Origin of the sequence: Nonomuraea sediminis (genome assembly GCF_018531495.1) — a bacterium.
GTDB classification, from domain to species: domain Bacteria; phylum Actinomycetota; class Actinomycetes; order Streptosporangiales; family Streptosporangiaceae; genus Nonomuraea; species Nonomuraea sediminis.
This window is the reverse complement of sequence record NZ_JAHDTI010000010.1, coordinates 225596-252441: the sequence shown is the minus strand read 5'-3', so window position 1 is coordinate 252441 and position 26846 is coordinate 225596. Positions and strand designations below refer to the sequence as shown.

At 71.2% G+C, this 26846-nt stretch carries 30 protein-coding genes; 18 read left to right on the top strand and 12 right to left on the bottom strand.

Annotated elements, in window-relative coordinates; genetic code table 11:
• Positions 1-504 precede the first annotated feature (504 nt).
• On the bottom strand, positions 505-1485 hold the full coding sequence (locus KIK09_RS60220; RefSeq protein WP_214323875.1) for a LacI family DNA-binding transcriptional regulator: 981 nt from the start codon (positions 1483-1485) through the stop codon (positions 505-507).
• 494 nt (positions 1486-1979) lie between these two features.
• Between KIK09_RS60220 and KIK09_RS35795 the strand changes: the two genes are divergently transcribed.
• Both KIK09_RS35795 and KIK09_RS35790 read left to right on the top strand, forming a co-directional pair.
• Complete coding sequence (locus KIK09_RS35795) at positions 1980-2717, top strand: sugar phosphate isomerase/epimerase family protein (protein ID WP_214323874.1); 738 nt, start codon at positions 1980-1982, stop codon at positions 2715-2717.
• A gap of 576 nt (positions 2718-3293) precedes the next feature.
• Positions 3294-4391 carry a Gfo/Idh/MocA family protein gene (locus KIK09_RS35790; RefSeq protein ID WP_214323873.1) on the top strand — a complete coding sequence of 366 codons (1098 nt, stop codon included), beginning with the start codon at positions 3294-3296 and terminating at the stop codon, positions 4389-4391.
• Between the two features lie 282 nt (positions 4392-4673).
• Here the strand turns inward: KIK09_RS35790 and KIK09_RS35785 are convergent, their stop codons facing one another.
• A complete protein-coding gene (locus tag KIK09_RS35785) occupies positions 4674-6182 on the bottom strand; it encodes a DUF1349 domain-containing protein (protein ID WP_214323872.1) in 1509 nt (502 codons plus the stop codon).
• A 139-nt stretch (positions 6183-6321) separates the two neighbouring features.
• On the opposite strand from KIK09_RS35785, the gene KIK09_RS35780 reads away from it, so the two are divergent.
• Both KIK09_RS35780 and KIK09_RS35775 read left to right on the top strand, forming a co-directional pair.
• Positions 6322-6984, top strand: a complete 663-nt coding sequence (locus KIK09_RS35780; protein WP_214323871.1) for a response regulator transcription factor — start codon at positions 6322-6324, stop codon at positions 6982-6984.
• 71 nt (positions 6985-7055) lie between these two features.
• Positions 7056-8084 (top strand): sensor histidine kinase, encoded by a 1029-nt coding sequence (locus KIK09_RS35775; protein WP_308164494.1) that lies wholly within the window; start codon positions 7056-7058, stop codon positions 8082-8084.
• A gap of 268 nt (positions 8085-8352) precedes the next feature.
• On the opposite strand, the gene KIK09_RS35770 is transcribed toward KIK09_RS35775, so the two are convergent.
• Complete coding sequence (locus KIK09_RS35770; RefSeq protein ID WP_214323869.1) at positions 8353-8946, bottom strand: TetR/AcrR family transcriptional regulator; 594 nt, start codon at positions 8944-8946, stop codon at positions 8353-8355.
• 46 nt (positions 8947-8992) lie between these two features.
• On the opposite strand from KIK09_RS35770, the gene KIK09_RS35765 reads away from it, so the two are divergent.
• The gene (locus KIK09_RS35765) at positions 8993-9769 is read left to right on the top strand and encodes an alpha/beta hydrolase family protein (protein WP_308164492.1); all 777 of its coding nucleotides are present in this window, start codon (positions 8993-8995) and stop codon (positions 9767-9769) included.
• A gap of 2 nt (positions 9770-9771) precedes the next feature.
• On the opposite strand, the gene KIK09_RS35760 is transcribed toward KIK09_RS35765, so the two are convergent.
• On the bottom strand, positions 9772-10953 hold the full coding sequence (locus KIK09_RS35760) for an amidohydrolase family protein (protein ID WP_214323867.1): 1182 nt from the start codon (positions 10951-10953) through the stop codon (positions 9772-9774).
• 273 nt (positions 10954-11226) lie between these two features.
• Between KIK09_RS35760 and KIK09_RS35755 the strand changes: the two genes are divergently transcribed.
• The 3 genes from KIK09_RS35755 (at position 11227) to KIK09_RS35745 (ending at position 14133) form a co-directional block, all read left to right on the top strand.
• A complete protein-coding gene (locus KIK09_RS35755) occupies positions 11227-12474 on the top strand; it encodes an MFS transporter (protein WP_250574348.1) in 1248 nt (415 codons plus the stop codon).
• A gap of 82 nt (positions 12475-12556) precedes the next feature.
• Positions 12557-12910 (top strand): YciI family protein, encoded by a 354-nt coding sequence (locus KIK09_RS35750; RefSeq protein ID WP_214323865.1) that lies wholly within the window; start codon positions 12557-12559, stop codon positions 12908-12910.
• Positions 12907-14133 carry an RNA polymerase sigma factor gene (locus tag KIK09_RS35745; protein WP_214323864.1) on the top strand — a complete coding sequence of 409 codons (1227 nt, stop codon included), beginning with the start codon at positions 12907-12909 and terminating at the stop codon, positions 14131-14133. The genes KIK09_RS35750 and KIK09_RS35745 overlap by 4 nt, the downstream gene beginning before the upstream one ends.
• Here KIK09_RS35745 and KIK09_RS35740 read toward each other — a convergent pair.
• Positions 14128-15111 carry a helix-turn-helix transcriptional regulator gene (locus tag KIK09_RS35740; protein WP_214323863.1) on the bottom strand — a complete coding sequence of 328 codons (984 nt, stop codon included), beginning with the start codon at positions 15109-15111 and terminating at the stop codon, positions 14128-14130. The genes KIK09_RS35745 and KIK09_RS35740 overlap by 6 nt on opposite strands.
• Before the next feature lie 59 nt (positions 15112-15170).
• Here KIK09_RS35740 and KIK09_RS35735 point away from each other — a divergent pair, with 59 nt between their 5' ends.
• From KIK09_RS35735 to KIK09_RS35720, 4 genes are all read left to right on the top strand, one after another.
• Positions 15171-15746, top strand: coding sequence for a DinB family protein (locus KIK09_RS35735; protein WP_214323862.1), 576 nt, complete (start codon positions 15171-15173; stop codon positions 15744-15746).
• Complete coding sequence (locus KIK09_RS35730) at positions 15743-16135, top strand: RidA family protein (protein WP_214323861.1); 393 nt, start codon at positions 15743-15745, stop codon at positions 16133-16135. Before KIK09_RS35735 ends, KIK09_RS35730 begins: the two co-directional genes overlap by 4 nt.
• 174 nt (positions 16136-16309) lie before the next feature.
• The gene (locus KIK09_RS35725; protein ID WP_214323860.1) at positions 16310-16897 is read left to right on the top strand and encodes an ArsR/SmtB family transcription factor; all 588 of its coding nucleotides are present in this window, start codon (positions 16310-16312) and stop codon (positions 16895-16897) included.
• Complete coding sequence (locus KIK09_RS35720) at positions 16898-17602, top strand: SRPBCC family protein (protein ID WP_214323859.1); 705 nt, start codon at positions 16898-16900, stop codon at positions 17600-17602.
• A gap of 17 nt (positions 17603-17619) precedes the next feature.
• Here the strand turns inward: KIK09_RS35720 and KIK09_RS35715 are convergent, their stop codons facing one another.
• From KIK09_RS35715 to KIK09_RS35705, 3 genes are read right to left on the bottom strand one after another with little or no spacing between them, the layout of a single operon-like run.
• Positions 17620-18438, bottom strand: coding sequence for a sugar nucleotide-binding protein (locus tag KIK09_RS35715; protein WP_214323858.1), 819 nt, complete (start codon positions 18436-18438; stop codon positions 17620-17622).
• 46 nt (positions 18439-18484) lie between these two features.
• On the bottom strand, positions 18485-19156 hold the full coding sequence (locus KIK09_RS35710; RefSeq protein WP_214323857.1) for a class I SAM-dependent methyltransferase: 672 nt from the start codon (positions 19154-19156) through the stop codon (positions 18485-18487).
• Complete coding sequence (locus KIK09_RS35705) at positions 19153-19851, bottom strand: MBL fold metallo-hydrolase (RefSeq protein ID WP_214323856.1); 699 nt, start codon at positions 19849-19851, stop codon at positions 19153-19155. Before KIK09_RS35705 ends, KIK09_RS35710 begins: the two co-directional genes overlap by 4 nt.
• Before the next feature lie 107 nt (positions 19852-19958).
• Between KIK09_RS35705 and KIK09_RS35700 the strand changes: the two genes are divergently transcribed.
• A complete protein-coding gene (locus tag KIK09_RS35700) occupies positions 19959-20336 on the top strand; it encodes a helix-turn-helix domain-containing protein (protein ID WP_214323855.1) in 378 nt (125 codons plus the stop codon).
• Between the two features lie 78 nt (positions 20337-20414).
• Positions 20415-20747: a DUF4180 domain-containing protein gene (locus KIK09_RS35695; RefSeq protein ID WP_214323854.1), complete on the top strand. Its 333-nt coding sequence runs from the start codon at positions 20415-20417 to the stop codon at positions 20745-20747.
• On the opposite strand, the gene KIK09_RS35690 is transcribed toward KIK09_RS35695, so the two are convergent.
• The gene (locus KIK09_RS35690) at positions 20713-21666 is read right to left on the bottom strand and encodes a sigma-70 family RNA polymerase sigma factor (RefSeq protein ID WP_214323853.1); all 954 of its coding nucleotides are present in this window, start codon (positions 21664-21666) and stop codon (positions 20713-20715) included. The genes KIK09_RS35695 and KIK09_RS35690 overlap by 35 nt on opposite strands.
• 99 nt (positions 21667-21765) lie before the next feature.
• On the opposite strand from KIK09_RS35690, the gene KIK09_RS35685 reads away from it, so the two are divergent.
• The 3 genes from KIK09_RS35685 to KIK09_RS35675 are packed head-to-tail and all read left to right on the top strand — an operon-like array spanning position 21766 to position 23563.
• Complete coding sequence (locus KIK09_RS35685) at positions 21766-22536, top strand: TetR/AcrR family transcriptional regulator C-terminal domain-containing protein (protein WP_214323852.1); 771 nt, start codon at positions 21766-21768, stop codon at positions 22534-22536.
• Between the two features lie 27 nt (positions 22537-22563).
• Positions 22564-23133: a TetR/AcrR family transcriptional regulator gene (locus KIK09_RS35680; protein ID WP_214323851.1), complete on the top strand. Its 570-nt coding sequence runs from the start codon at positions 22564-22566 to the stop codon at positions 23131-23133.
• Positions 23126-23563 (top strand): thioesterase family protein, encoded by a 438-nt coding sequence (locus KIK09_RS35675; RefSeq protein ID WP_214323850.1) that lies wholly within the window; start codon positions 23126-23128, stop codon positions 23561-23563. Before KIK09_RS35680 ends, KIK09_RS35675 begins: the two co-directional genes overlap by 8 nt.
• Here the strand turns inward: KIK09_RS35675 and KIK09_RS35670 are convergent.
• The 3 genes from KIK09_RS35670 to KIK09_RS35660 form a co-directional block, all read right to left on the bottom strand.
• Positions 23534-24328: a pentapeptide repeat-containing protein gene (locus KIK09_RS35670; RefSeq protein WP_214323849.1), complete on the bottom strand. Its 795-nt coding sequence runs from the start codon at positions 24326-24328 to the stop codon at positions 23534-23536. The two genes, KIK09_RS35675 and KIK09_RS35670, sit on opposite strands and share 30 nt — an antisense overlap.
• Positions 24316-25161 (bottom strand): TetR/AcrR family transcriptional regulator, encoded by an 846-nt coding sequence (locus KIK09_RS35665; RefSeq protein WP_308164489.1) that lies wholly within the window; start codon positions 25159-25161, stop codon positions 24316-24318. The genes KIK09_RS35670 and KIK09_RS35665 overlap by 13 nt, the downstream gene beginning before the upstream one ends.
• Positions 25162-25235: 74 nt before the next feature.
• The gene (locus KIK09_RS35660; protein WP_214323848.1) at positions 25236-26120 is read right to left on the bottom strand and encodes an oxidoreductase; all 885 of its coding nucleotides are present in this window, start codon (positions 26118-26120) and stop codon (positions 25236-25238) included.
• An 82-nt stretch (positions 26121-26202) separates the two neighbouring features.
• Between KIK09_RS35660 and KIK09_RS35655 the strand changes: the two genes are divergently transcribed.
• Positions 26203-26805, top strand: a complete 603-nt coding sequence (locus KIK09_RS35655) for a TetR/AcrR family transcriptional regulator (protein WP_214323847.1) — start codon at positions 26203-26205, stop codon at positions 26803-26805.
• The last annotated feature ends 41 nt before the right edge of the window (positions 26806-26846 follow it).

The following is a 26846-nucleotide window of genomic DNA, read 5'->3' as shown; positions in this document are numbered from 1 at the left end:
TCCGCCGTCCACCTCCTCACCTGGCAGGCGATCTCGTGGGTACCGGGACACCCCCGGCAGTCTGACCGACATGGCGCCTGGCAGGCGATCTCGTAGGTCCCGGGACCGCCTCGGCGGCCCGGCGCCTGATAGGCCTCGTGGTTCCCCGGGACAACCCCGGCGACCAGGTCGGCATGGCCGCCGGGTGGGTGACCCCATAGGTCCCGGGACAGCCTCGGCGGCCAAGTCGACACGGCGCCTGATGGGTGACCTCGTGGGTCCCCGGGGACCGGTCAGGTCGACATGGCCGCCTGGTGGGGTGACCTGGTGGGTCCCCGGGACAGCCCCGGTGGTCCTCGCGGCTTCAGTCGCTCGCTGTGACCCCGGTCGTCCGGGATGCCCCGTGGTCTTGGTGGCCCTCAAGGTCGTGATGGCCCGGAGATGCGATGGGTCGGCGGGCTCGGGAGGCCCCAGGACCTTGGTGGGGATCTCGGGAGGCCCAGGGGCCTTGGCAGGGGATGGTGGTTAGGCGGATTCGCGGTGGATCAGGCGGATGCTGACTGGAGGGGTGGGGGATGGAGGGGTCTCGCCTGACATGAGGGAAAGGAGGCGGTCCACGACCCGGCTGGCGGTCGTGTCGTGGTCGGTGCGGATCGTGGTGAGCGGTGGGGCGCTCAGCGGTGCGGTGGGGATGTCGTCGACCCCGATGACGGCCAGGTCGGCGGGCGCCGAGAGGCCGCGTTCGCGCATACCGGCCAGCACCGCGAAGGCCGTCTCGTCGTTGTAGCAGCACACCGCCGTGACCTCGCCCTTCCAGCGGTCCACCGCGCGGGCCGCCGCCGCGGCGTTGAGCGGGACGTCCACGACCAGCGGCTCGGGCAGGCCGAGCGAGGCACACGCCTGCTGGACCCCTTCCAGCCGAGGCCGGCACAGATCGGTCAGCCGCTCGTCGGGGTAGAAGGCGTAGCCGAGGCGGCGGTGGCCGCGTCCGTGCAGGTACTCGGCCTGCATCCGGCCGATCCGCACCTGGTCGACCGCCTTGGCCCTGGCCTTGGCCGTGCCCGGGATCACGTGGGTGGCCAGCACCCCGGCCGCCCGCATCGCGGCAAGCTCCGCCTCGTCGAAGTCCTCATACGCGATCACCGCGCACGGCGTGATCGCCTTCCACACCTCGGTGATCGGCCGCGCGTGCCGTCCCCGCGGATGCACCATGAACGTCAGCCCGTAGTCGGCCAGCGCCGTCGACATGTGGTCAAGGAACTCGCCCGCCGTAGGCCCGATCGGCCAGTCCGGAAGCAGGCACAGCACCACATCGCTCCGCCCGGCCCGCAACGCCCGCGCGGCGGCGGAGGGCGCATAGCCCAGCCGCTCGGCCGCCGCCAGCACCCGTTCCCTGGTGCTCTCAGGGATCTTCTGGGTGGACACGTCGTTGAGCACATAACTGACCGTCGCCCGCGAAACCCCGGCCTCGCGCGCCACGTCCACGCTCGTCACCCGACGCCCCACCGCACCCCCTTCCACCACACACGACGCACTGTACGCCGCCCACTACAACAAGCCCGCACCACCCACCACACGCCACGACAATCCCGCCCGACACCCACACGCCGCGCGAGCAGCAAGCCCGCCGTACACGCCGCGCAAACGGCAAGCCCGCCGTACACGCCGCGTGGTGTGGCGAGGCCGCGCCACACGCGCATGAGCCGCGAACGGCCGCCCGGCACCACACGTCGGGTGATACGGCAGGCCCGCGCCCGCGTGCGTCGCGAGCGGCCGACCCGTGCCACACGTCGGGTGATGCGGCAGACCCGCACCCCGTCGCGTGGTACGGCAAGCCTGCACCACCTGGGCGTGGTGTGGCGATCCCCGAGCGCCACACCACGGACAGAGTCGTGCCATGGGGTGAATCGTCGGATCCGTGGAGGTGGATTGCCTCTTGTCAGGATCCTACGCCGAGCATAACTTACTCGTGTCAGTAGCGTCGTAGATCGGGGAGCTCCATGAGCACGCAACTGTCCGTCCAGCTCTACTCCGTCAGGCAGGATTTCGCCGCCGACCCGGGTGGCACGCTCACGCGGCTGGCGGGAATCGGGTTCCGCCAGGCCGAGCCGTACGGGATCGTCGACAACCTGCAGGCGCTGCGCGAGGGACTGACCGCGGCGGGACTGACCGCGCCCACCGCTCACCAGCAGCTCATCGGGCGCGACCTGGAGGAGGTGTTCGAGGCCGCCAAGGTGCTGGGCGTGACGACCGTGATCGACCCGTTCACGCAGCCCGAGCGCTGGAGCGATCCGGTCGAGGTGGCCGACATCGCCGCCGCGATCAACGCCGCCGCCAAGGCCGCGGCCCCGCACGGGATCACGGTCGGCTACCACAACCACTGGTGGGAGCTGAAGTCGCAGCTGGGCGGGCGCAGCGCGCTCGAGGCCTTCGCCGACCAGCTGGATCCCGAGGTCGTGCTGGAGGTCGACACCTACTGGTCGACCGTCGGCGGCGCCGACACGCCCGAGCTGCTGCGCCGCCTGGGCGACCGGGTGCGCGCCATCCACGTCAAGGACGGCGACCTGGCCCAGGACACCACCGGCCAGGTCCCGGCAGGCCAAGGACGGGTCCCGATGCGCGATGTGCTCGCGGCATCCCCGTCGGCGCTGCGGGTGGTGGAGTTCGACAACTACGACGGCGACATCTACGACGGCCTGTCCGCCAGCTACGCCTACCTCACCGGAGAGGCGGCGTGAACGACCAAGCCCACAGCCGCGGCACCGCCGTGCTCGTGCGGAACGCCGTGAACGTGCGAGCTCGACAGAACTGCCACACCGTGTTCGCGCGGCGCGTCGTGAGCAAGCGAGCCCACGAGCACGGCGGCGCCGCGTTCACGCTGAGCGCCGTCAGCGGGCGAGCCCACAGGCGCGGTGACGTTGTGCCCGTGCGGCACTGCGTGAGCGAGCGAGCCCGACGTCTCAGCGGGCTGCGTTCACGTGGTGTGGTGTTAGCGCGCCAGCCCACAGAAACGGCGGTGCTGCGCTCGAGCGGAGCGGCCGAGCCGGACGTCTCGGCGGAGCTGCGTTCACGTGGTGTGGTGTTAGCGCGCCAGCCCACAGGAACTGCGGTGCTGCGCTCGAGCGGAGCTGCGTCAGCGGGCGAGTTCGCAGGCGCGGCGGCGTCGTGCTGGTGTCGGGCGGCGTGAGTGAGCTGGTGGTGCGAGCTCACCGCGTGGGGCCCGGGAAGGGCGAGCAGGTGGTGCGGGACCGCCGCGTGGGGTTCGGGATGAGCGAGCTGGTGGAGCGGGCTGTGGGGTGTGTGGAGGGGTGGGTATGAGCGTCGTTGGGGTTGGCGTCGTTGGTGCTGGGGTTATCAGCGATACCTACCTGAAGAATCTGACCAGCTTTCCCGATCTGCGGGTGCGCTTCGTGGCCGATCTCGATATCGAGCGGGCCAAGGCACAGGCCGACAAGTACGGCGTGGCAGGTGCGGGAAGCGTGGAGCAGTTGCTCGCGGACGACGACATCGAGATCGTCGTCAATCTGACCATCCCGGCGGCGCATGTCGAGGTGGGCCTGGCGGTGCTCGACTCCGGCAAGCACGTGTGGACCGAGAAGCCGTTAGCCCTCGACCGGGCAGGGGGGCGGGCGCTGCTGGATCGGGCGGCCGCCGGCGGGCTGCGGGTGGCCTGCGCGCCGGACACGGTGCTCGGCGCCGGGTTCCAGACCGCCAGGCGGGCCGTGGCCGAGGGACGGATCGGGACGCCGCTCACGGCGTTGACGCTCTTCCAGACGCCAGGGCCCGAGGTGTGGCATCCGAGCCCGGAGTTCCTGTTCCAGGCAGGTGGCGGGCCGCTGATGGACATGGGTCCCTACTACCTGACCGGGCTGGTGCAGTTGCTCGGGCCGGTGCGTCGGGTGTTCGCGGCGGGCGGGCGGGCGCGTGAAAGGCGGGAGATCGGGTCGGGGCCGCGGGCCGGGGCCTCGTTCGAGGTGACGGTGCCCACGACGGTCACCGCGCTGGTGACCTTCGAGTCGGGGGCTTCGGCGCAGGTGCTGCTCACCTTCGACTCCGGTCTGGCGCGTACCGGCTTCTTCGAGGTCACCGGCACCCTGGGCACCGCGGTCGTCCCCGACCCGAACCGCTTCGACGGCCCGACGGCCCTGCACCTGCTGGGCTCCCGCGAACCCGTGCCCCTCACCCCCCACGGCCACACCGCCCAACGCGGCACCGGCGCCCTCGAACTCGCCCGCGCGATCCGTGCGGGGGTGGGGGAGCGGGCTTCGGGGGAGCTTGCCTACCACGTCCTCGACACGATGCTGTCCATCAACGACTCCCTCACGAGCGGGGAGCCCGTCGAAGTGGCAAGCACGGTCGACATCCCACCCCCACTCCCTGCCAACTGGAACCCCCACGAACAAACCCTCTGAGAGAACCCCTCGCCTTCCAGGGCACCCAGCTCCCGGCGAGCCCTTGAACACACCCACGGCCTCCGGTCCTTCCAGAAGCAGGTCTCCGGATCCCCGGAGGGGCTAGTAGGTCTCTGAGGGGCCTTGGAAGAGGCCGGGTCTCTGAGGGGCCTTGGAAGAGGCCAGGTCTCTGAGGGTCATTGGAGATACTCGAGTCCCGGGCTCCCACGCGGGAGCCCGGGCCACACGTTCTCCCAGGGGCGACGGCTATGCGGGCTCTAGCGGTCGTCGCAACACCCCACCTCAGGGAATGCGATGGACGTTCCTGCGGTGTACGGCTATCGCCGCCCCGAGGGCGAGGGCGGCATATCCGCAGATCACGGTCAAACCTGCCCATGGCGGAAGCGGGTAATAGCCCGCGATCAGCGACTGATCCACGTCCACCTGCGCGAACGTGGGGACGCTCTGCGTGATCGCGAACCCGGCGGCAGGGGTGATCATCAGCAGCCACGGCACCAGCCCCGCGATCGCCAGCAGGTACGGCACAACGACCAGCGCGATGGCCAGCCCGATGGCGACGACGCCCCGCTTGACCAGCGCGGCCAGGCCCAGAGCCAGTACGGCGGCCGCCGCGGCCAGCGCCGCGTAGCCCACGATCACCCGCAGCTCGGTACCCAGGGTCAGCGGCTGGATCGGGTTCTGATGGGCCCGCAACATCGCCAGGCCGACGGGGACCACGACCCCCGAGGTCACCAGCCCCGCCACGAACGCGACCGCGCCGACCACCACGGCCTTGGCCGCCAGCAGCCGCGAGGCCGGCAGCCCGGTCCCGATCAGCCCGCGCCGGTGTTCCGCCGTGAAGAACAAGACCGCCACCACGAGCACCAGGATCAGCCCCACGCCCCCGCCGATCAGCATGAGGTCAGCGCGCAGACCGCCCTCCTCCGTGGCGGGCCCGATGTCACCACCTCCGGTCACGATGAGCTTGTCGCCGGACTCGACGACCCCGCCGGGATGATGCGGGGTCTTGCCGTCGGACTCCATGGAGACGCCGACGTCGTCGCGGCGCCACGAACCGTTCGCGCCCTGCAGGGTGATCTGGTCGAAGGTGGCGGTGGCCTGGGCGAAGGCTTTCGCCATCTCCCACAGGACGCCCGGTGAGGTGGCGAACAGTCCGATCTCGACCGTCTCCGGCAGCCCGGCCAGCTTGACCGCGCTGATCTCGGCCCACGTCCTGCCGTCGTCCGACTCGTAGCCGGTGATGGTGTCGCCCGACCTGGTCAGCCGCAGCCACTGGGGGCCGTTGTGAGGACCGCCGGGCACGTCGTGGGTGAAGTTGTACTGCATCCGCACGCCGTGATCTCCGGTGAGCATGACAGCGGCGTACGGCGTGCCTCGCGTGAGGCTCTGCCTGATCAGGAGCCCGGCCTTCGCCCACGGCACCACCCCCTTCATGACGTTGCGCACCCCGGGGACGGCGTCCGGCAGCCGCATCTGCCCGGTCATGTCCGACACGCGGGCGGTGATACTGCCGTTCCCCTTGAGCGGCTGGTGCACGAAGTAGTACCTGTCGTTCACCGCCGTGCCATCGGGACCCACCAAAGGCGCGGGGCAGGGACCCTCGCCCTTCCCGGTCACGCAGGTGGTGCGGGCACCCCCGGCGACCAGCAGTCCGAGCGACACGGTGACCAGCACGGAGGCCGCCATGGTGAGCACCCGGCCCCGCGCGGAGCGGAACTTGGTCCACTCCGCGCGCAGCAGCCGGGGGAAGCCGTCCCGCCGGCTTGATCGGTAGGGCGTATCTGAACTCATGCCGACGGTTGTACGCGGCACCCGGTTCCAGCCCGGTCGCAGCCGCTGCGACCCGGCTGCGACCGGGGACCTGGCATCGTGGAGACATGGCACCTGAACCCGGCCGCCCCGTCCGCACGACGACCGGCGGTGATCGGCGGTGAGGGTTCTCGTCGTCGAGGACTTCGAGGTCCTCGCCCGCTCCATCGCAACCGGGCTGCGCCGCGAGGGCATGGCCGTCGACGTCGTCCTGGACGGCACCGCCGCCCTCGACCGCCTGGCCGCCACCCGCTACGACGTGGTGATCCTCGACCGCGACCTGCCCGGCGTCCACGGGGACGAGATCTGCCGGCGACTGGCCCACGGCCGCTGCGAGACCCGCGTACTGATGCTCACCGCCTCCGGCACGATCGAGGACCGCGTCGACGGGCTCAGCCTCGGCGCCGACGACTACCTGCCCAAGCCGTTCGCGTTCGCCGAACTGGTCGCCCGCGTCCGCGCCCTGGCCCGCCGTGCCACCCCGCCGCTGCCGCCCACCCTGGCATGCGGGGACATCACCCTCGATCCGGCCCGCCGTATCGCGTCCAGGGCCGGTCGGCGCCTTGACCTGAGCCCCAGGGAGTTCGCCCTGCTCGAATGCCTGCTCGCCGTACCCGGCCTGGTCATCTCCGCCGAGGAGCTGCTTGAGCGCGTCTGGGACGAGGCCGCCGACCCCTTCAGCAGCGCCGTCAAGCACACCATGCACCGGTTACGGGCCAAGCTCGGCGATCCGCCCGTGATCGAGACCATCCGCGAAGGCGGCTACCGCATCGGACCGTCATGACGGCCAGAAGGTCCCTGCAGACCCGGCTCGCGCTCGCCTACGCGGCGGGCATCTACGCCGCCGGGGTCTTCGTGGTCGTCCTCGTCGCCGTGCCGCTCGCCAGCATCGACGCGGCCACCCCCAAAGGCGAGCCCTCATCGAGCGCGATCACCGAAACCGGGCCCGGGATCAGCCTGCCCCAGCTTCTCACGGGATCCGCCGTCGCCCTGGTCCTGCTGATTCCCGTCGCCCTGGCTCTCGGCTGGTTCGTCGCCGGACGGTTCCTGCATCCGCTGCGCGCCATCACCGCCACCGCCCAAATCATCTCCGCCGGCGACCTCCACCGGCGCCTTGACCTCGGCGAACCCACGGACGAGCTGACCGAGCTCGGCCACACCCTTGACGACCTGTTCGCCCGCCTTGAGGCCTCCTTCGACGCCCAACGCCACTTCGTCGCCAACGCCTCCCACGAGTTGCTCACCCCTCTGGCAGGCCTGCGTACCCTGCTTGAAGTCGCCCTCGCCGACCCCGATGCCGACACCGACACCCTGCGCTCGGCCTGCCAGGAGGCCCTCGCTCTGGGCGGACACCAGGAGCGGCTCGTCCAGGCACTGCTCGCTCTGGCCACCAGCGAGCGCGGCGTCACTCGCTGGGACACCCTCGACCTCGCCCGCGTCGCCGAATCAGTGCTCGCCTCCCGCCGTGACCAGGCAACGCGGAAAGGCATCGACCTCGCCGGACACCTGACGCCCGCGGTGACGACCGGAGACCCGAGACTGATCGAAAGCCTCGTCGCCAACCTCATCGACAACGCCATCCGCCACAACCACGCGGACGGGCACGTCCAGATCACCACGCAGACCTCCGGCGCGCAGGTGGCCCTTACGGTCACCAACAGCGGGCCGGTCATCCCCGGCAACCAGATCCAGCGCCTCTTTCAACCCTTCCAGAAACTGGCGCCTGTTCGTCACGGCAGCCGCGACGGCTACGGGCTCGGCCTCGCCATCGTCAATGCCGTCACGCAAGCTCACCACGCCACCCTTACCACCAGCGCACGCCCCGACGGCGGCTTGTCCATCACCGTGCGATTCGCGAACGGATCTCATCCGAACCGGCCTTGACGTCTACCGGGTCCGGGGCTTGTAGATGCCCAGGTTTTTCGGGCGCCGGCCCCTGCCAACCCCGGTGCGTCTCTTGATCTGTTACGGCATGCCACCGCCACCGGCCGCCCGCCGCACTCCGGCGCGGGACCTGTGACCGGCGCTTCCGGCGAGTCGGTGACGGTTACCCACCGTCACGGCGGTGCGTCACCCGATCCCCCGGGCCCGCCGCCCGTGGGCGGCCGGTGGCGGCGGCTCGCCGTACAAGCTCAGACGCCCCGCGGCAAGATCAAGAAACGCTGCCGGCCGCCTGCAGGAGGGTGAGGGCGGCGTGGCGGGCGTGGGCGGCGGCGTTCGGGGTCGTGGGGTGGTGGTCGGCGACGATCGTGGCGCCGGTGATGAGGATCAGGAGCTGCCGGGCCAGTGACTCGGGGTCGGCCGCGCCCGCGCTGCGGGCGATGTCGGTGAGCAGGGCGAGGCGGCGCTCCAGGTGGCGGGCGGCCAGGCCGCGTTCGGGGTCGGTGTGGTGCTGGGTGGCGGCGTTCAGCATGGCGCAGCCGCGGAACCCGGGCTCGGCGTGCCACGTCCCGAGCGCGTCGAACACGGCCGCCAGCCGCGCCCGCGGATCCGGGCCCGCCTGCTCGGCCGCCTGGCTCAGCCACTGCGTCACCCGGTCGCTGCGCTGCTCGAGCACCGCCTCGATCAGGCCCTCCTTGGAGCCGAAATGCCGGTAGATCGTTTCCTTGGACACGCCGAGCTCCCGGCACAGCTCCGCCACCCCCACCCCGTCGAGCCCGCGTTCGTAGAGCACGGTGGTAGCGGTGTCGAGGATCGCGGCGCGCGTCCTGCCGGGGTCGAGCGTGGCTCCCTTGGGCACTGGCATGAATAGATGGTACCGATCGGTTCGATGGAGTGCTACGGTCTTGGCCGTGAATCGAGCCTCCACTTCCGCCGTGACCTTCGACAGCCAGGGCGTCACGCTCGCCGGGCTGTTGCACCTGCCCGCCGGACCAGGGCCGCATCCCGTCGTGGTGCTCCTGCAGGGCTTCCCCGGCAACGAACGCAGCCTCGACCTGGCCCAGGCCCTGCGCACCTCCGGCTACGTCACGCTGGTCTTCCACTACCGGGGCGCCTGGGGGATGGGCGGCACCTGGTCGTGGTCGCACGCCCTCGCCGACGCGGCCACGGTGACGCGCGCCGTGCGCGACGAGCCGTTCGCCACCGCGCATCGGCTCGATCCTTCGCGGGTGGCGCTGTTCGGGCACAGCTTCGGCGGGTTCGCGGCCCTGATGACGGCCGCTGAGCTGCCCGAGGTCCGCGCGGTGGTGTCGGTCTCCGCCTTCGACCTCGGTACGGTCGCCCGCTCCCTCACCCATGACGGGCGGGCCGACCTGGTCGAGGCGTGGGACGGGGAACTGCTGCCGTTGCGCGGGACGAGCGGGGAGGCCCTGGTGACGGAGATGGAGGCGGCGGGGGAGCGGTGGAGCCTGGCCGGGCTCGGCGACCGGCTCGCCGACCGGCCGGTGATGCTGATCGGCACCTCCCTGGATGACGTCACGCCCGCCGAGGTCCACCATCGGCCGCTGGTGGAGTCCTGGTCGGGGTGGGTGGAGCACCACGAGTGGGCCACGGACCACGCCCTCTCCGACCACCGCGTGCCGCTGATCGAAACGGTGCGCGACTTCGTGGACCGACGCCTCTCGTAGGACTAGAGCAGGCGGGTGCCGTTGCGCCAGATTGCGGTGATGTCGCGGGTGGCGGTGATGTCCTGGGTGGGGTCCCCGGAGACCAGGACGAGGTCGGCGCGCAGGCCGGGCGCGACGCGCCCGCGGTCGGTGAGCGCGAAGTGGCGGGCGGGCACGCTGGTCGCCGCTGCGAGGGCCTGCGCGGGCGTGAGACCCGACTGGACGAGCAGAACGAGCTCGCGGTGCATGCTCGCGCCGTGCAGGGGTGCCCAGGGGTTGGCGTCCGTGCCCGCGAGCAGCGGCACCCCGGCCCGGTGCAGCGCGGCGGCGGCGTGCACCGCGTTGGGCACGCCCTCCGGGTGGACGGGAATGGTGCTCGTGTCGCGGTCGGTGACTCTGTCGCCGAGCAAGGATGCGATGCGGGGGTCGCGGAGGAGTTCCGCGCCGCGCGGGTCGCCCGTGACGGCCTCGAAGTAGCTGAGCGTGCTGACGACGAACGTGCCCGCCGCCGCGATCCTGCCCGCCAGGTCCTCGGCCTGCTCGGGCCCCGCGTCGCAGACCACGTGGGCCAGGCCGTCGACGCCGGCGTCCAGGCAGATGAGCGCGTCCCTGACCGTGACGGCGTGCGCGATCGCCTGGAGTCCCGCGTCGTGGGCGGCGGCGACGAGCGCGGCCACGGTTTCCGGGGCGAGCGTCGGCAGGTCCAGGCCTGACACGCTGCCGTTGTCGACCACGATCTTCAGGTAGTCGGCGCCCTCGGCCAACCGCGCCTTGACGAACTCCTCCGGTGCGGCGCCCACGGTCTCGAACGCGCCGACCGCGTCGCCGAAGTCGCCGTCCACGGACTGCATGATCTGGCTCGGGTGCCCGCCGGGCGCGGTGGCCAGCACGCCCGAGCTCCTCAGGTCGGCCACGTCGTCGCGCTCCGCGGCCAGCCTGCGCTGGCGGGCCAGGTTGCCGGGCAGGCAGAACATGTCCAGCTCGGTGGTCACGCCGAACCGCAGCGCCTGGGCGAGATCGCCGTCGAAGGTGTGGGTGTGGGCGTCGATGAGGCCGGGGAGCAGGGTCTTGCCACGTCCGTCGATCTCCACGTCGGCCGGGCGCTCGTCGGGTTCGGCGATCCGGGTGCCGTCGATCGGCACGTTCGCGGACTCGGTGACGGTCTCGCCGTCGAACAGGCGGACGTTCCTTATCAAGGTGCGCATGATGGTCTCCTTTGATTCGATGAGCGATAGTACGACTGCTAACTATCTTGGGTCAAACTTGTCGCGGTAAACGCGTTGCTCAGTCATGGGGACGGTGGTTAAGGTCCGAATGATCCTTTGAGGAGGGGAGATGGTCGGCCAACCGAGCACGCGCTGACGTTCTGGGCCACCACGGCCCGTCACCGCGTGCTGCACCCCGAACTGCGGCACAGCGACCCCTCCTGCCCGGATCCCCTGGGACGGGCACTGACTGAAGGACACCCTGTGCCGTTCATGATTCCCGCGCGGCCTTCGACGAAGGCGCTCTGGCAGGACGCCGACTTCCGCAGGCTCTGGCTCGGCCAGACCGCTTCCCAGCTGGGGGCGCAGACCTGCCAGATCATCCTGCCGCTCATCACCGTGGTCGCGCTCAACGCCGACGCCCAGCAGCTCGGCCTCCTGCGCTCCGTCCAGCAGGCGCCGATCCTGCTGCTCTCGCTGTTCGCCGGCGCCTGGGTGGACCGCCGGCGCGCCCGCACCGTGATGGTGGTGGCCGACTTCGGCAGGGCCGCGGCGTTGGCCGTCGTCCCGGTCGCCTACCTTCTCGGCCTGCTCGGGATGCCGCTGCTCGTCCTGGTCGCCTTCCTCATCGGCGCCCTGTCCGTCTACTTCGACGTCGCCTACCAGGCCTTACTCGTCCGCCTCGTGGACCGCGACCGGCTCGCCCAGGGCAACGGCGTGCTCGAAGGCAGCAGGTCCGCCGCGCAGATCGCGGGCCCCGCGCTCGGCGGCGCCATGGCCTCGCTGCTCGCCGCGCCGATCGCCATCATGGGGAGCGCGTTCTTCTTCGCCCTGTCCTTCCTGTCGATCCGGCGGATCCGCAGGGTCGAACCGCTGCCCGAACCCACCGCCAGGCAGGCCCACCAGGGCCTGCGCTTCGTGATCGGCGACCCCTCGTTGCGGGCCGTGGGGATCTCCTCGGCCCTCTTCCAGTTCTCCTTCGCCGCCCTGATGACCGTCTACCTGCTGTTCCTGCCGCGCACCCTGCACCTCCCTGGCGCCGCCGTCGGGCTCGTGCTGGCCGCGACGGGCCCGGGCGCGCTGGTGGGTTCCCTGCTGTCGGCCCTGTTGCCGAGGCGGTTCGGCTACGGCCCCGTCCTGGTGTCCGCCGCCGTCCTCGCCGACGGCGTGATGCTCGTCGTCCCCGCGCTGCACGGCTCCTCCGCCGTCACGATCGCCGCGCTGATGGCGGTCAACTTCCTGTTCGGAGTCTTCAGCCAGCTGGTGGACGTCACCGTCGTCACGGTGCGCCAGGCCATCACCCCCATCCCGCTCCAGGGCCGCGTCGTCGCCACGATCAACTTCGTCGGCATGGGCCTGACCCCGCTCGGTTCGCTGCTCGGCGGCTACCTGGCCGGCGCGCTCGGACCGCGCACCGGCCTCCTCCTCACCGCGGTCGCACTCGCGCTGTCCCCGCTGTTCATGGCCCTGTCCCCGCTCGCCCGCCTGGGAAAGGACCTTCCTGGTACGGCGGGCCACTGACCCGTACGAAAAGATCTTGCGTTGAGCACGTAGAGGAGGCGAGACCTGCTACGACTAGGGGACGGAAGAGAGGAGCCATCGCATGAAGTACATGCTGATGATCTATAGCAACCCGGCGTCCCAGCAGTACATCGCCGAGCACATGGACGAGATCATGGGCGAGGTCGACGCGCTGATGAAGGAGCTGACCGAGTCCGGCGAGCTGGTCGGCGGGCAGGCGCTGGCCGAGGTGGCTACCTCGAGGACCGTGCGGGTGCGCGACGGCGTGCCCGCGATCACCGACGGGCCATTCCTTGAGGCCAAGGAGCACCTGGCCGGCTACCTGATCGTGGAGTGCGACAGCCTGGAGCGGGCGACCGAGATCGCCGTGCGGTGGCCCGACGCCCGGCTGTGCGCGATGGAGGTCAGGCCGATCATCGACGAGGTCGAGGGGTGACAGAGGTCGAGCGGCTGCTCAAGGAGCTGGCGCCGCAGGTGCTCGGCATCCTGGTGCGGCGCTACGAGCAGTTCGACGCCTGCGAGGACGCGGTGCAGGAGGCCCTGCTCGACGCCGCCGTGCAGTGGCCGGAGCAGGGCCTCCCCGACAGCCCGCGCGCCTGGCTGATCACGGTGGCCTCGAGGCGGCTGGCCGACCAGGTACGCAGCGAGAGCGCGCGCCGCCGGCGGGAGGAGACCGTCGCGGCGCGCGAGGACTGGGTGCTGCCCGAGCCGGGGGAGGAGCGGCTCGGCGACCGCGACGACACGCTGACGCTGCTGTTCCTGTGCTGCCATCCGTCGCTGTCGGAGCCGTCGCAGCTGGCGTTGACGCTGCGTGCGGTGGGCGGTCTCACCACGGCGCAGATCGCCCGCGCCTTCCTGGTGCCCGAGGCGACGATGGCGCAGCGGATCAGCCGGGCCAAGCAGCGCATCAAGTCCGCGGGGGCGGACTTCGCCATGCCGCCGGAGTCCGAGCGGGCCCAGCGGCTCCGCGTCGTGCTGCACGTGCTCTACCTGATCTTCAACGAGGGCTACACCGCCACCTCGGGCCCCGACCTGCACCGCCCCGAACTGACCACGGAGGCCATCCGCCTGACGCGGATGGTGCACCGGATGCTGCCCGCCGACGGGGAGGTCGCCGGGCTGCTCGCCCTCATGCTGCTCACCGAGGCCCGCCGTCCCGCCCGCACCGATCTGGCAGGCCGCCTCATCCCGCTCGCCGAGCAGGACCGCACCCTGTGGGACCGCGAGGCCATCGCGGCGGGCGTCGAACTGGTCAGCCGGGCCCTGCGCACCACGGACCTGGGCCCGTACCAGCTCCAGGCCGCCATCGCCGCCGTCCACGACGAGGCCGCGCGGGCGGAGGACACGGACTGGCCGCAGATCCTGGCGCTGTACGGGGTGCTGCTGCGGATGGAGGACAACCCGGTCATCCGCCTCAACCACGCCATCGCCCTCGCCATGGTCAACGGGCCCCAGGCCGGCCTCGCCGCCCTCGACGACCTCGCCGCGGACGAACGCCTGGCCACCCACCACCGCCTCGCCGCCGTCCGCGCGCACCTTCTGGAGATGTCGGGCGACCGCGCCGCCGCCGCGGCCGCCTATCGCGACGCGGCCCGCCGTACCACCAGCCTCCCTGAACAGCGCTACCTCGAATCCCGCGCCGCCCGCCTCACCTCATAGCTCCTCCGCGACCGTCGCGCCGGCCGACAGGAGTCTGGCGGCCAGCGCGCGACAGCGCGCGCTCAGCTCCGGAGGGTCTAGCACCTCGAAGTCGTGCCCCAGCAGGACCATGTGCATGAGCACGAAGTCGAGGCTGGCGGCGCCGCTGACCACCTCGCAGCGTTCGCTCCCGCGCGGTAGTACGACGGCCGCCGACGCCGGAATCTGCGCGCGCACCGTGTCGGCCGAGGCGTGCACGAGGAAGCGCGCCTGGTGCGGGTAGACCCGGCTCGCCACGCTCTCCTGCACGTACGACGCCGCGTCGGGCGCCGCGCGCGGGTGGAAACGCCAGGTCCGCGCGGCCACCTCGGTCATCCGGTCGACGCGGAAGCTGCGCCAGTCGTCGCGATCGAGGTCGTAGGCGAACAGGTACCAGCGCCGCTCGGAGGCGACCAGGCGGTACGGCTCGACCCGCCGCCGTCGCACCTGACTCCCCGACGGATAGTCGAAGGTGGCCTCGACCTCGTCACGGCAGGCTCTGGCCAGCGTCATGAGCACCTCGGGATCGACCGGCGTGCGGCCCCCGCCGAAGGACTCCACCGAGCCGGACAGCGCGCGCACCTCGTGCCGCAGCCGGGTGGGCAGCACCCGGTCGAGCTTGGTCAGCGCCCGGAGCGCGGCGTCGCCCGCGCCGGCGACCGCGCCACCCGCGCCGGCGAGCAGCGAGACCGCGGTGGCGATCGCCTCCTCGTCGTCGAGCAGCAGCGGCGGCAGGTCCTTCCCCGGGCCGAGCTGGTAGCCGCCGCCGACACCCTGGCTGGCATGCACCGGATAGCCGAGAACACGCAGCCGCTCGACGTCACGCCGTACCGTGCGGGGCGTGACCCCGAGCCGGTCGGCGAGCTCGGGGCCGGTCCAGACCCGGCGCTCCTGCAGCAGCCCGAGCAGGGTCAGCACCCGCTCCGTCGTACCCTGCTCGTCACCGCGCGCGCCGTCCATGTCGCCAGCCTGCCAGATAGCGGACCGATCCTGTCCGCCAGAGGCGTCAGGGTGGCCACATGGACGCAGACGAACTCGACTGGAACCGGGCGCTGCGCGAGCAACTGGAGTTCCACTGGAACCACCAGCTCCGCGCCCGGCTCGACGGCCTCACCGACGAGGAGTACTTCTGGTCGCCGGTGCCGGACGCCTGGAGCGTGCGGCCGCGCGGCACCTCGACGGCGCCCGTGCAGATCGGCGCGGGGGACTACACGATCGATTACGCCATCCCCGCGCCTGTCCCCGCGGCCTTCACCACGATCGCCTGGCGGCTCGGTCACGTCATCGTCGGCGTGCTCGCCGCACGCAACGCGGCGCACTTCGGCGCGCCGGCGGCGTCGTACGACAGCTGGGAGTACGCCGGCAGCGCGGCCACCGCGCTCGACCAGCTCGAGACCCAGCTCGACGTCTGGCTGGCCGGGGTGCGCGGCCTCGGCGAGGCAGGGTTGCGGGTGCCGGTCGGCGAGAAGGAGCCCTACCCCGAGGCGCCCATGGCCGATCTGGTGCTGCACATCCACCGCGAGCTGATCCACCACCTGTCCGAGGTCTGCCTGCTGCGCGACCTCTACCTGCACACCTCAAGGAGAGACTCATGACCGTCACGACGACCCACCTCGACCCTGAAGGGCTCTACGTCAGCCCTGCCTTCACGCAGGGCGTGATCGCCCCCGCCGCCCGGACCGTCTACGTCGGTGGCCAGCTCGGCACCGACAGCACGGGGAACCTGCTGGACGGCATCGAGGCGCAGAGCGCTCAGGCGATGCGGAACGTGCTGGCCGTGCTTGCCGCCGCGGGTACCGGTCCCGAGCATGTCGTCAAACTCAACATCTACCTTGTCGGCGGGAGCGACGCACAGGTGGGATACGAGGCGACGCGGTCGGTGTGGGGTGATCACCGCACGGCCATCACGGTCGTTTCCACCGCGGGTCACGCCCGCCCGGGCGCGCTCGTGGAGATCGACGCCACAGCGATCATCCCCGAATAGGGGTGGGCCCGCGCGGGCATGACGCCTCCGCGGGCACCGTACGGCGGGCAGCCGGTGGCGGGGGCCGGCCGTACAAGAGGAGCGGCAGAAGAAGCGAGCGACCGCCGTGTGGGACGATCGGAGGGGGCGGTCCGCCGTGTTGACAACGAAAATTGTCGGTGAGATCGTTAAGGCATGGAAGAAGTGACGGTGATCGAGGATCCGGCGGCCGCCGAGGTGTCGCTGGACCCGATGCGGTCCAGGCTGCTGGCCGAGCTGGTCGAGCCGGGCTCGGCCACGTCGCTGGCCGCGAAGGTGGGGTTGGCCAGGCAGAAGGTCAACTACCACCTGCGCACCCTGGAGAAGCACGGCCTGGTCGAGCTCGTCGAGGAGCGCAAGAAGGGCAACGTCACCGAGCGCGTGATGCGGGCCACCGGCGCCTCGTACGTGATCTCCCCGGTCGCCCTCGCCGCCGTCCAGCCCGACCCCTCCCGCTCGCCCGACCGGCTGTCGGCCAGGTGGCTGCTGGCACTGGCCGCCCAGCTCGTCCGCGACGTGGGCATGCTGATCACCGGCGCCGCCAAGGCGCGCAAGCGGTTGGCCACGTTCGCGATCGACGGGGAGGTGCGCTTCGCCACCGCCGCCGACCGGGCGGCCTTCGCCGAGGAACTGGCCGTGGCCGTGACCTCGCTGGTCAGCAAGTACCACGACGAGAGCGCCGAGGGCGGCCGCTCGCACCGGGTGATCGTGGCCGTTCACCCTTCGGTGAAGGAGGAGTCCTGAGTGGGCCACGCTTACGAGCTGCCGCAGGAAGCCCTGCTTGACGTCACGCCCGAGCAGGTGTGGCAGGCCATCGCCACCGGGCCCGGCATCGACTCCTGGTTCATGGGCCGCACCGAGATCGACGGTGACGTGATCCGCACCGCCTTCGGCGCCATGGAGCTGACCTCGAAGGTCACCGCCGCGGATCACCTCGAACGCTTCGCCCACGCCGAACCCACCGGCGAGGACGGCCGCATGCTGGCCTACGAGTTCCTTGTCGAGGCCCGCGGCCAGGGCAGCACGCTCGTGCGCATGGTCACCAGCGGTTTCCTGCCCGGCGACGACTGGGAGGACGAGTTCGAGGCCATGACCAACGGGCTCGGACTGTTCTTCGCCACGCTGGTGGAATACCTCACGCACTTCGCCGGCCGTACCGCCACGACTGTCACGGAGTTCGGCCCGCAGGTCAGCGACTGGGCACGCGCCTGGCAGGTGCTGCGCTCGGAAATAGGTGACGGCCGTTTCACCGTCGAAGGAATCGGGCCGATCGACGGTGAAGTCTTCTTCGCCAACGCCCAGACGCTCGGCATCCGCACCCCGGACGCCCTCTACCGCTTCATCCAGGGCCTGGGCGGCATGATGATCGCCTCCCACCACGTCTTCACCCCAACCGCCGACCAGGGCCCCGCCTGGCAGACGTGGCTGTCCCAGACCCTCCACCCATAACCCTCCCTGGTATGCCTTCACCCCAGGAACTGCCGCGCGCCACGCAGCCTGGTTCGTAGCCGACGCTGAGTCATGCCGCACTCCAAGCGCACGTCTATCGGGCCGGGCACATCGGTGTCCGCTCGTCGGCCCGCAGGCAATCGGCCTGGGTCGAGTCCGTCACGTCGGGCGATGAGCAGGCCCAGCTCGTATCGGCTCATCGCATCGGTTCCTGCGACATGGTGGATGCCGTGATACTCGGATGCGGCGAGCTCGAGGAGCGCCGCGGCGAGGTCGGCGACGTGCACGGGACATCGCACGTCGTCGGTGAACAGCGTTCCGCTCGCCTTGCCGGTGGCCAGCGAATACACGAGCGCCTCGTGCGGAGAATCGCCGTCACCGATGATCAGGGACGTCCGGGCTGTCACCGCGGTTGGCGCGATCGCGTTCACTGCTGTCTCGGCAGCGGCTTTGGCCGCACCGTAGGGGGCGATCGGGTCTGGGACGCACGTCTCGTCATAGTGAATGGCGGCGCCGGAGAAGACCGCGTCGCTGGACACATGGACCAGGCGCGCACCTGCCGCGGAGGCGGCGAGAGCCACGTTCGCGGCTCCGATCGCGGTGGTCGCCCAATCCGTCTGCCGGTACGCGGCGTTGATGACCACCTCTGGCCGGAACGCGCCGATCAGCGTGTCGACGTCCTCCCGTCGGCGCACATCGAGCGGCAGCCACTCGACACCCGCGGCCGCTCCTGACCGGGTGAAGTAGGTCGCAGCCACCTCATGCCCGGCCGCCAGACACTGCCGGGCGATTTCGCCGCCAAGAAACCCGCTACCGCCGACGATGAGAAACCTCATGGCCGGTCACCATAGCCGTCCAGTTCACACCACGAGTCATACAGTCCTACCCGGGCTCGACACGGGCTCCGGAAGCGCGTGTCCTGAACCCCAGCACGGTCGGGATGGGCGCGCCCCCTTCGGCGAAGCGCTCGAGTTGCAGCCCCGCTTCCAGGAAGGCGTTGAGCAGCGAGGGCAGCGGCCAGTGGTAGGCGCCCACCTTGTCGCGTACGCCGTGCGTGGTGAACGACTCCTTGGTCCAGTAGGTCCGCAGATAGCCGGGCTTGATCACGATGGCGTCCTGGTCGCTGCGGTCGGCGAACCCGCCGCAGAAGCACGGATGCACCCCCACGTGCACGAACACCCCGCCGGGCCGCAGCACCCTGGCCACCTCCCGCAGCACGTCCGGATAGCCGGGCATGTCGGTGTGGACCATCATCGCGATCACCGCGGGGACCGAGGAGTCGCGCAGCGGCAGCCGCCCGGCGTCGGCGCGCATGACCGGCAGCCGCTCGCGCGCGTATCGCAGCATCCCGCCCGACAGGTCCACGCCGATCGGGGTCCAGCCCAGCTCGCGGACGGCCGCGGCGTGCACCCCGGTGCCGCAGCCGATCTCCAGGCAGGTGCCCCGCCCCTCGCCGAGCAGTTCGCGCAGCGACCGGGTCACGCCGATGGCGTCTCCAGGGCCGAGGAACTCGTGCTCGTACCACGAAGCGATCTCGTCGTAGGCGGCCCTCACAGCGCGCTCGCCACCTGACGCAGCCGGGCCGAGGCCTCGCCGGTCAGCGGATCGCCGTGGCCCACCAGCACCAGGCCGAGGTCGAACTCGGCCAGCTTCCTGAAGGAGTCGGCGGCTCCTGCCGGATCGGTGTTGAAGACGCCGAGGATCGTGTTGCCCTCGATGTTGGCGATGGTGTCGCCGGAGAACAGCAGCCGGTGCCGCGGCAGGTGGATGGCCACGCTCCCGGCGGTGTGCCCGGGAATGGCGATCACCTCGGCGCCGCCGCCGAAGTCCAGCACGTCGCCGTCGTCCAGCTCGCGGTCGACCCGGGCGGGCGCGCACACCGGCATCGGCGGCAGGTTGTCGTAGAGGGCCAGCTCCCAGTCGGGCATCTCCTCGCGCACCGGCCGCGGCGCGGACTCGTGGCCGCGGATCACGGCGGCGTCGGCCCGCCCCACCATGATCGCGGCCTCGCCCCAGGACGCGATCTCGGCGACCGAGCCGTAATGGTCCTCGTGAGCGTGGGTGACCACGACGTTGCGCACGTCGGACGGCGAGAACCCCAGCGACGTGATCGCGCCCGCCACGTCGGCGGCCGCCCCGGGCATGCCGGTGTCGATCAGCGTCAGGGCGTCGCGCTCGTGCCACAGATAGGCCTGGCCCAGGCCGAACCGGAGCAGGTGCAGCCCGGGCATCACCTCATCGAGATCCATAACCCGGAACCTACGCGGCCACGGCGTCGAGAGGAGCCCTCTTTCGCTGCCGGCAGATGGATTCCCTATCGCTCCCTATAAATGCGAAATAGGGTAGTTTGGGGAACATGTACTCCGTGGAGCAGGTGGCCAAGCTGCTCGGCCTGCACGTCAAGACCGTGCGCGGCTACGTGCGCGACGGCAGGCTCAACGCCGTCCGCATCGGCAAGCAGTACCGGATCTCCCCGGAGGACCTGGCCGCCTTCACCGGCGCCCCCAAGCCCGCCCGCCACCTGGAGGCCTCCACGATCGTCCAGCTCGACGGCACCGACCGCGTCGAGGTCGACCGCCTCAGCACGCTGCTCCTGGCCGCCGCCGAGGGGGTGCGCGTCGAGATCGTCTACGACGAGTCCCGCGCCACCGTGAAGATCATCATCCTCGGCGGCGTCGCCGAGACCGCGGGCCTGCTCAACCTCGTCGAGGTCGTCACTCAGGATCGCCGATAACCGACAAGGCCGTGAAGCGCCGCTACCGCACGCTGGCCGTATTGCCCGGCCACACCTCAACGATCAAGGAATTCCTCGATGTCTGACACCTTCCACCTCGACCCGTACGGCGAGCCGCTGCGAACCGAGCAGGACGCCGCCGACCTCGTCGGCGAGGCCATCTCCCACCGCGCCGGCCGCGTGGCGATCCCCGTGGAACGCCTGCACGAGGACTTCTTCCGCCTCAGCACCGGCGTGGCCGGCCAGATCGTCGGCAAGCTCGCCGTCTACCGCGTGGACGTGGCCTTCGTCGGCGACGTCTCCCGCCACGTGGAGGCCAGCGACGCCTTCCGCGACTGGGTCCGCGAATGCAACCGCGGCACCCACATCCGCTTCGTCACGACAGCCGAGGAGCTAGACCGAACAGACTGAAGACCTCGTCGTCCATGAACACCACGTTGCGGCTGATGCGCGAGCCCTCCACCGCGAAGACCTGCAGCGTGTGCAGGCGGTAGACGCCGTCGTCTGCCCGCGCGTAGGCGGCCACGGCCGGCTGGCCGTTGGCCGCGACGGGCAGCAGCTTCCAGTCGGTGCCGCGCATCTCGTAGACGCGGGCGATGAAGCGCGTGTAGGCGTCGGCACCGATGAACCAGTTGAGGAACGGCGGCATCTCCAGGATCGCCTCGTCCGTCAGCAGCCGCTTCAACGACTCCAGGTCCGCGCTCTCGAAGGCCGCCACGTAACGGTCGAGCACCTCGCGATCGTGGGCAGAGGACGGCTCGCCCAGCGAGTCCTCCGACGGCGTGACGTTGCCGAGCCTGGCTCTGGCCCGCTGCAGCCCGCTGTTGACCGCGGCCGTCGAGGTCTCCAGCATCTCGGCCACCTCGGCGGCCGGCAGCCCGAGCACCTCGCGCAGGATGAGGATCGCCCGCTGACGGGCGGGCAGCAGCTGCATCGCCGCGATCAGCGCCAGCCGCAGGCTGCCCCGCGAGGCCAGCACGGCGGCCGGATCGAGCATCGCGTCGGGGATCGGCTGCAACCAGCTCACCTCGTGCCCCGGCTTGAGCGGCAGCGTCGGATCCTCGCCAGGCGCGACCATCCCGGACGGCAGCGGCCTGCGGCTGTCCTTCTTCAGCGCGGTCAGGCAGGCGTTGGTGGCGATCCGGTACAGCCAGGTGCGCAGCGAGGCGCGGCTCTCGTCGTACTGGTCGAAGGCCCGCCAGGCACGCAGCATGGTCTCCTGGACCAGGTCTTCTGCGTCGTGCACCGAGCCCAGCATCCGGTAGCAGTGCACGAGCAGCTCGCGCCGGAAGGGATCGGTCCGTCGCGAGAAGTCCTCGCTTGTCATCATGGGGCGAGCCGCTCCTCGGAGCCAGGGTGGGCGTCACACCCTACCGGAAGGCCCCGTGGTAGGTTGAGCCCAATAATTTACACCATAAGGAGTTGCTGGATGACGGTCTTCGCCGGTCAGGGGGACGCGCGCCGGTCGATGTCCCTGCTGTGGCGCACGCCGCAGGCCGAGGAGCCGCGTCCGGGCCCGAAGCCGGGGCTGAGCGTGGAGGCCATCGTCGAGGCGGCCGTCGCGGTCGCCGACGAGCAGGGCATGGCCGCGGTCTCGATGCGCGCGGTCGGCGAGCGGCTCGGCCGTACCGGCATGGCGCTCTACACCTACGTGCCCAGCAAGAACGAGCTGGTCGACCTCATGTACGACCACGTGCTCGCCGAGCTGCCCCGCGACTACCCGCCGGGCGGCGGATGGCGGGCGGCCCTCACCTCGTGGGCGTACGACACGCGCGCCTTCTACCTGCGCCACCCCTGGGTGCTGCAGGTTTCGCAGGCCCGCCCGGTGCTCGGGCCCAACGAGTTCCAGTCGCTCGAGACGCTCGCCGGGATCCTGTCCCAGACCGGACTGCGGGCAAGGGTGCTGCGCGGCGCGGTCGCGGCCCTGCTCGACCTGGTCCGCGGCGCCGCCCGGGTGATCGCCGAGTCCCGGCAGGCGCCGGCGGCCACCGGGACCTCCGACGACGAGTGGTGGATGTCCCGCGCGGCCGTGCTTGAGGAGGTCGCGCCCGGCTTCGCCGACCGCTATCCGCTGGTGATCTGGCTGCAGACCGAGGACGCCGGGGGAGCCAGGTGGGAGGAGCGGGCCGAGGAGGCCTTCGGCACCGAACTGGAGCTCCTCCTGGACGGCATCCAGGAGGCCGTGGCCCGCTTGCCCTGACTTTACTGACCTGTCAGTATCGAAGCTGTGCATCGCTACAGCCCGGGCGGGCAGCGGCTGCTGGAGGTCGCCACCGAGGTCTTCTACACCGAAGGCATCCGCGCCACCGGCGTGGACACGCTGGTCGAGCGGGCCGGAGTGTCCAAACCCACCCTCTACGCCCAGTTCGGCTCCAAGGAGAACCTGGTGGCCGCCGTCCTGGAGCGGCGCCGCGCCGTACGGCAGGCCGCGCTGACCGAGTTCCTCGTCCAGGCCGGCGGGTCGGCGGCCGAGCGGCTGCTGGCGGTCTTCGACTGGCTGGCCCGCGGCCACGGCGCGGAGGGTTTCCGAGGTTGCCCGTTCACCAACGCCGCGGTGGAGCTGCCCGACCCCGCGCACCCGGCGCGCAAGGTGATCTCCGCCTACAAGGCCTGGCTACGCGACCGGCTGAGCGAGCTGGCCGCGCAGGCGGGGCTGGACGACCCGGACGAGGTCGGATACGCGCTGCTCCTGCTGATCGACGGGGCCAACGCCCGGGTGGTGGTCGACGGGGACCGTGGCGCGATGCTCAGGGCCAAGGCGGCCGCCGCACGGATGATCGGAGCCGAGGATGCGTGAGGGGCTGGAGCACGAGTTCGCCTTCCAGGTGCCGGAGAGCAAGATCGTGGCGGCGCTGTATCCGGAGGCGCCTGAGTTCCAGCGGATGCCGCGGGTGTTCGCCACCGGGTTCCTGGTCGGGCTGCTGGAGTGGACGTGCGTGCAGGCCGTCATGCCGTACCTTGACTGGCCGCGCGAGCAGACGGTCGGCACGCACATCGACGTCAGCCACCAGGCCGCCACCCCGCCGGGGCTGACGGTGACCTGCCGCGCGCGGCTGGTCGAGGTGGACGGGCGACGGCTGCGCTTCGAGGTGTCCGCGCACGACGGCGTGGACGTCATCAGCGCGGGCACCCACGAGCGGGCGGTCATCGACGCCGCCCGTTTCGGCGCCCGGGTCGCGGCCAAGGGCTCCCCGCGGTCAGGACCAGTGCGCGGGCCGGGTCAGTGACGGCGGCAGCTTCGTCGCCGAGTCGCCCCTGGCCGCGTTGACCTGCGCCTGCGTGAGGAACAGCGACCCGGTGAGGTCGGCGCCGCGCAGGTCCGTGTCGCGCAGGTCCGCCCCGATGAGGTCGGCCAGCCGCAGGTCCGCGCCGCGCAGGTCGGCGCCGATCAGATAGGCGCCGCGCAGGTTGGCCCCGCGCAGGTCGGCGCCGCGGAGCCGGGCACCCATCAGGTCGGCCCCGCGCCGCTCCTTCTTCTTGGGCGTCCTGCCGCGCACCAGCTCGCTCGCGCGCAGCAGCAGCCCGTTGACCTCGCCCCGGTGCGCCGCCACATCGAGCTTCTCGATGTCGCCCGCGTCCAGCAGGGTGAGGCGCTCGATCTCGTCGCGGGCCCTGCCCAGCTCGGTGTGAAGCTCGCGGGTCTCGGGCCGCCGCAGCGCCTCGGTCAGGTACCACAGGAGCTCGTGCAACTGCCGCATGATCGGCAGCAGCGCGAACATCTGCCCGGCTGTCTCCGGCGCCTGCCGCCAGTCACGCCCGCTGAAGGTGATCTGCGAGATCTTCTGTCCCGCGCCGAAGCAGTCGTAGACCGTGCAACCGGGGAAGCCGCTCTGCCGCAGCTTGGCGTGGATGCCGCAGCGGAACTCCTGCGTCAGGTTGGGGCACGGGTCGCCGGCGGGCTTGTCGATCGCGAAGTCGGCCGACTTCGACAGCGTCAGTGCCACGCAGCACAGGCCGAAGCAGCGTGAGCAGTCCGCCGTCAGCTCGCCCATGAGCCGCTCTCCAACGCCTGCTTCAGCTCGGTCCACTCGACCTCCACCTCCGGATCGGCTTCGATAAAGGTCATCGCGAGCGCGGCCAGGCCGAGCGCCGGCTCCGACCATTCCTCTGCCTGCGGCGCGCCGAACGGGTTGGCCTCGACGCGTCTGGTCGCGATCTCCGGCGTCGCGGGAGCCATGATCACCATGCCCCTGATCGTGGCGCTGACCAGCCCGGCCAGCGTCTCGAAGGTGGCACCGGACTCCGGCCGTAGCCGCAGCCCGAGCAGCCGGGCGACCCGCCTGTAGGCGTTGGCGATCCGCGTCAGCAGCTGCCGCTCCGAGCCCGCCAGCGCCGCCTGCACCTCGTCGCGCAGCTCGCCGTCGGGCAGGCTCAGGAACGTGGCGTGCAGGGCGAAGTACGTCCGCCACTCCGCCGACCGGTGGAACACCTCGAACTCGGTCAGCGCCGCCTGCCGCAGCACCTCCGCCGCCAGCGCGCGCCGCAGCTCGGGCGTCCGAAGCCAGTCCGCCCGCTCCAGGATGAGCCGCCCGATCGCCTCGACGGCCGCCGGGTTGCCGCGCCCGATGGCCGGGCCGGTGCCCTTGGCCAGCTCTCTGAGCAGGTCGCTGAAGAACAGGTCCTTGTACGGCCAGCGCCGGTAGACCGCGCTACGGGCCACCCCGGCGTCGCGGATGACGTCCTCGAAGCTGATGTGCTCCAGGCTCACGGTCAGGCCCGCCTCGTTGACCATGGCCAGCGCGGCGTCCAGCATCCGCCGCTCGGTCTCCTCGTCCGACAGCCTGCGCCGCCGCCGTCCCAGCCCGGTCGGCGCGGTCTCGGTCACCCGGCGGTCTCCTCACAGATTGAGATGCGATGTCTCAAGTTTCGAACGTAAGGCTAGCGCACCTCAGAAGCCGGTCAGTTCGTGGCTGCGGCCAGGTCGGGGAAGGTGACGGAGGTCAGCTCCTCCGAGACCGTCCACAGGCGGCGGGCGGTGTCCGGGTCGCTGGCCGCGGCCGTCCTGCCGACCAGCGTGGGAGCGCCGCGGACCTCGGCGAACCCGTTGGGGCCAACGTAGCTGGCACCGGGCAGGTCTCGGATCGCGGCGTAGAGCGTCGGCAGCGCGCCCGCCCGGCTGTCCTGGGCGATCAGCCGGTTGCCCGCCTCCGACAGCAGCCGGCGCAGCGCGCTGGCGTCACGCCCCTGCAGGTTGGTGGCGGCCCAGCCGGGGTGCGCGGCCAGCGCCCGCACGGAGGACCCGGCCGCCGTGAGCCGGCGCTGCAGTTCCAGGGTGAACAGCAGGTTCGCCAGCTTGGACTGGGCATACGCCTTCACCGGGGCATACTCGCCGATCAGGTTCAGGTTGTCGAAGTGGATGCGGGCGCCGGGCAGCCTGTGCGCGCCGGACGACACGGTGACCACGCGGTCGGTGATGTGCGGCAGCAGCAGGTTGGTCAGGGCGAAGTGCCCGAGATGGTTGGTGCCGAACTGGGTCTCGAAGCCGTCCTTGGTAACCGATTCCGGGATGTTCATGATCCCGGCGTTGTTGATCAGCAGGTCGAGTTCGCCCTGCCAGGCGGCGGCGAACTCGCGCACCGAGCTCAGGTCGGCCAGATCCAGCCGCCGCACCTCCACCTTGCCCCGGATGCCGTCCGCGGCGGCCTGTCCGCGCTTGACGTCTCGTACGGCGAGCACGACATGCGCGCCCGCCCGCGCCAACGCGTCGGCGGCGGCCAGGCCGATCCCGCTGTTGCCGCCGGTGATGACGGCGGTCCGTCCTGTCTGTTCGGGAAGAGTAGTCATGACGGCCAAAGTAGGCGACGCCTACATTGTTGTCAACGCCTACAATGTTGGCGATGGTCACATTGGCGCTAGGCTGGCCCCCATGCAGACTCGTCGCTACCACCACGGAGACCTGCGCACCGCGCTGCTGACCCGGGCCGAGCAGACCCTGCGCGAGAAGGGTCCGGCGGCGCTGTCTCTGCGGGAGTTGGCCCGTGACATCGGCGTCAGCCACGCCGCGCCGAGCCGGCACTTCAAGGACAAGCAGGCGCTGCTTGACGCGCTGGCCCTGGCCGGCTTCGAGCGCCTGCATCGGGAGCTGTCGGAGTCGCAGGAGGGCGCCGGCGAGTCGTTCACCGACCGCATCGCCGCCATGGCCCGCACCTACGTGGCCTTCGCCATCGGCAACGCCGAACTGCTCGACCTCATGTACTCCATCAAGCACGACCCCGCCGCCTCCGAAGCGCTCGTCAACGCCTCGCACCGGATGGCGGCTTCGGCCATGGAATTGATCGCCGAGGGCCAGCGCCGGGGCGAGGTCCGGCAGGGGCAGGTCGAGCGCGTCGGCATGCCGGCCTTCACCACGCTGCACGGTTACGCGAGCCTCGTCGTGCACGGCACGCTCCCCGCCGATCAGGTCGAAGCCGGCCTCGACGACGTCATCGAGTACATCCTGCGCGGCTGCGCGGCGCCTGATCCGGGTTAGCCGATGCCTGCCGTACTCGCCCGAGCCGGGTGACGGTGGCC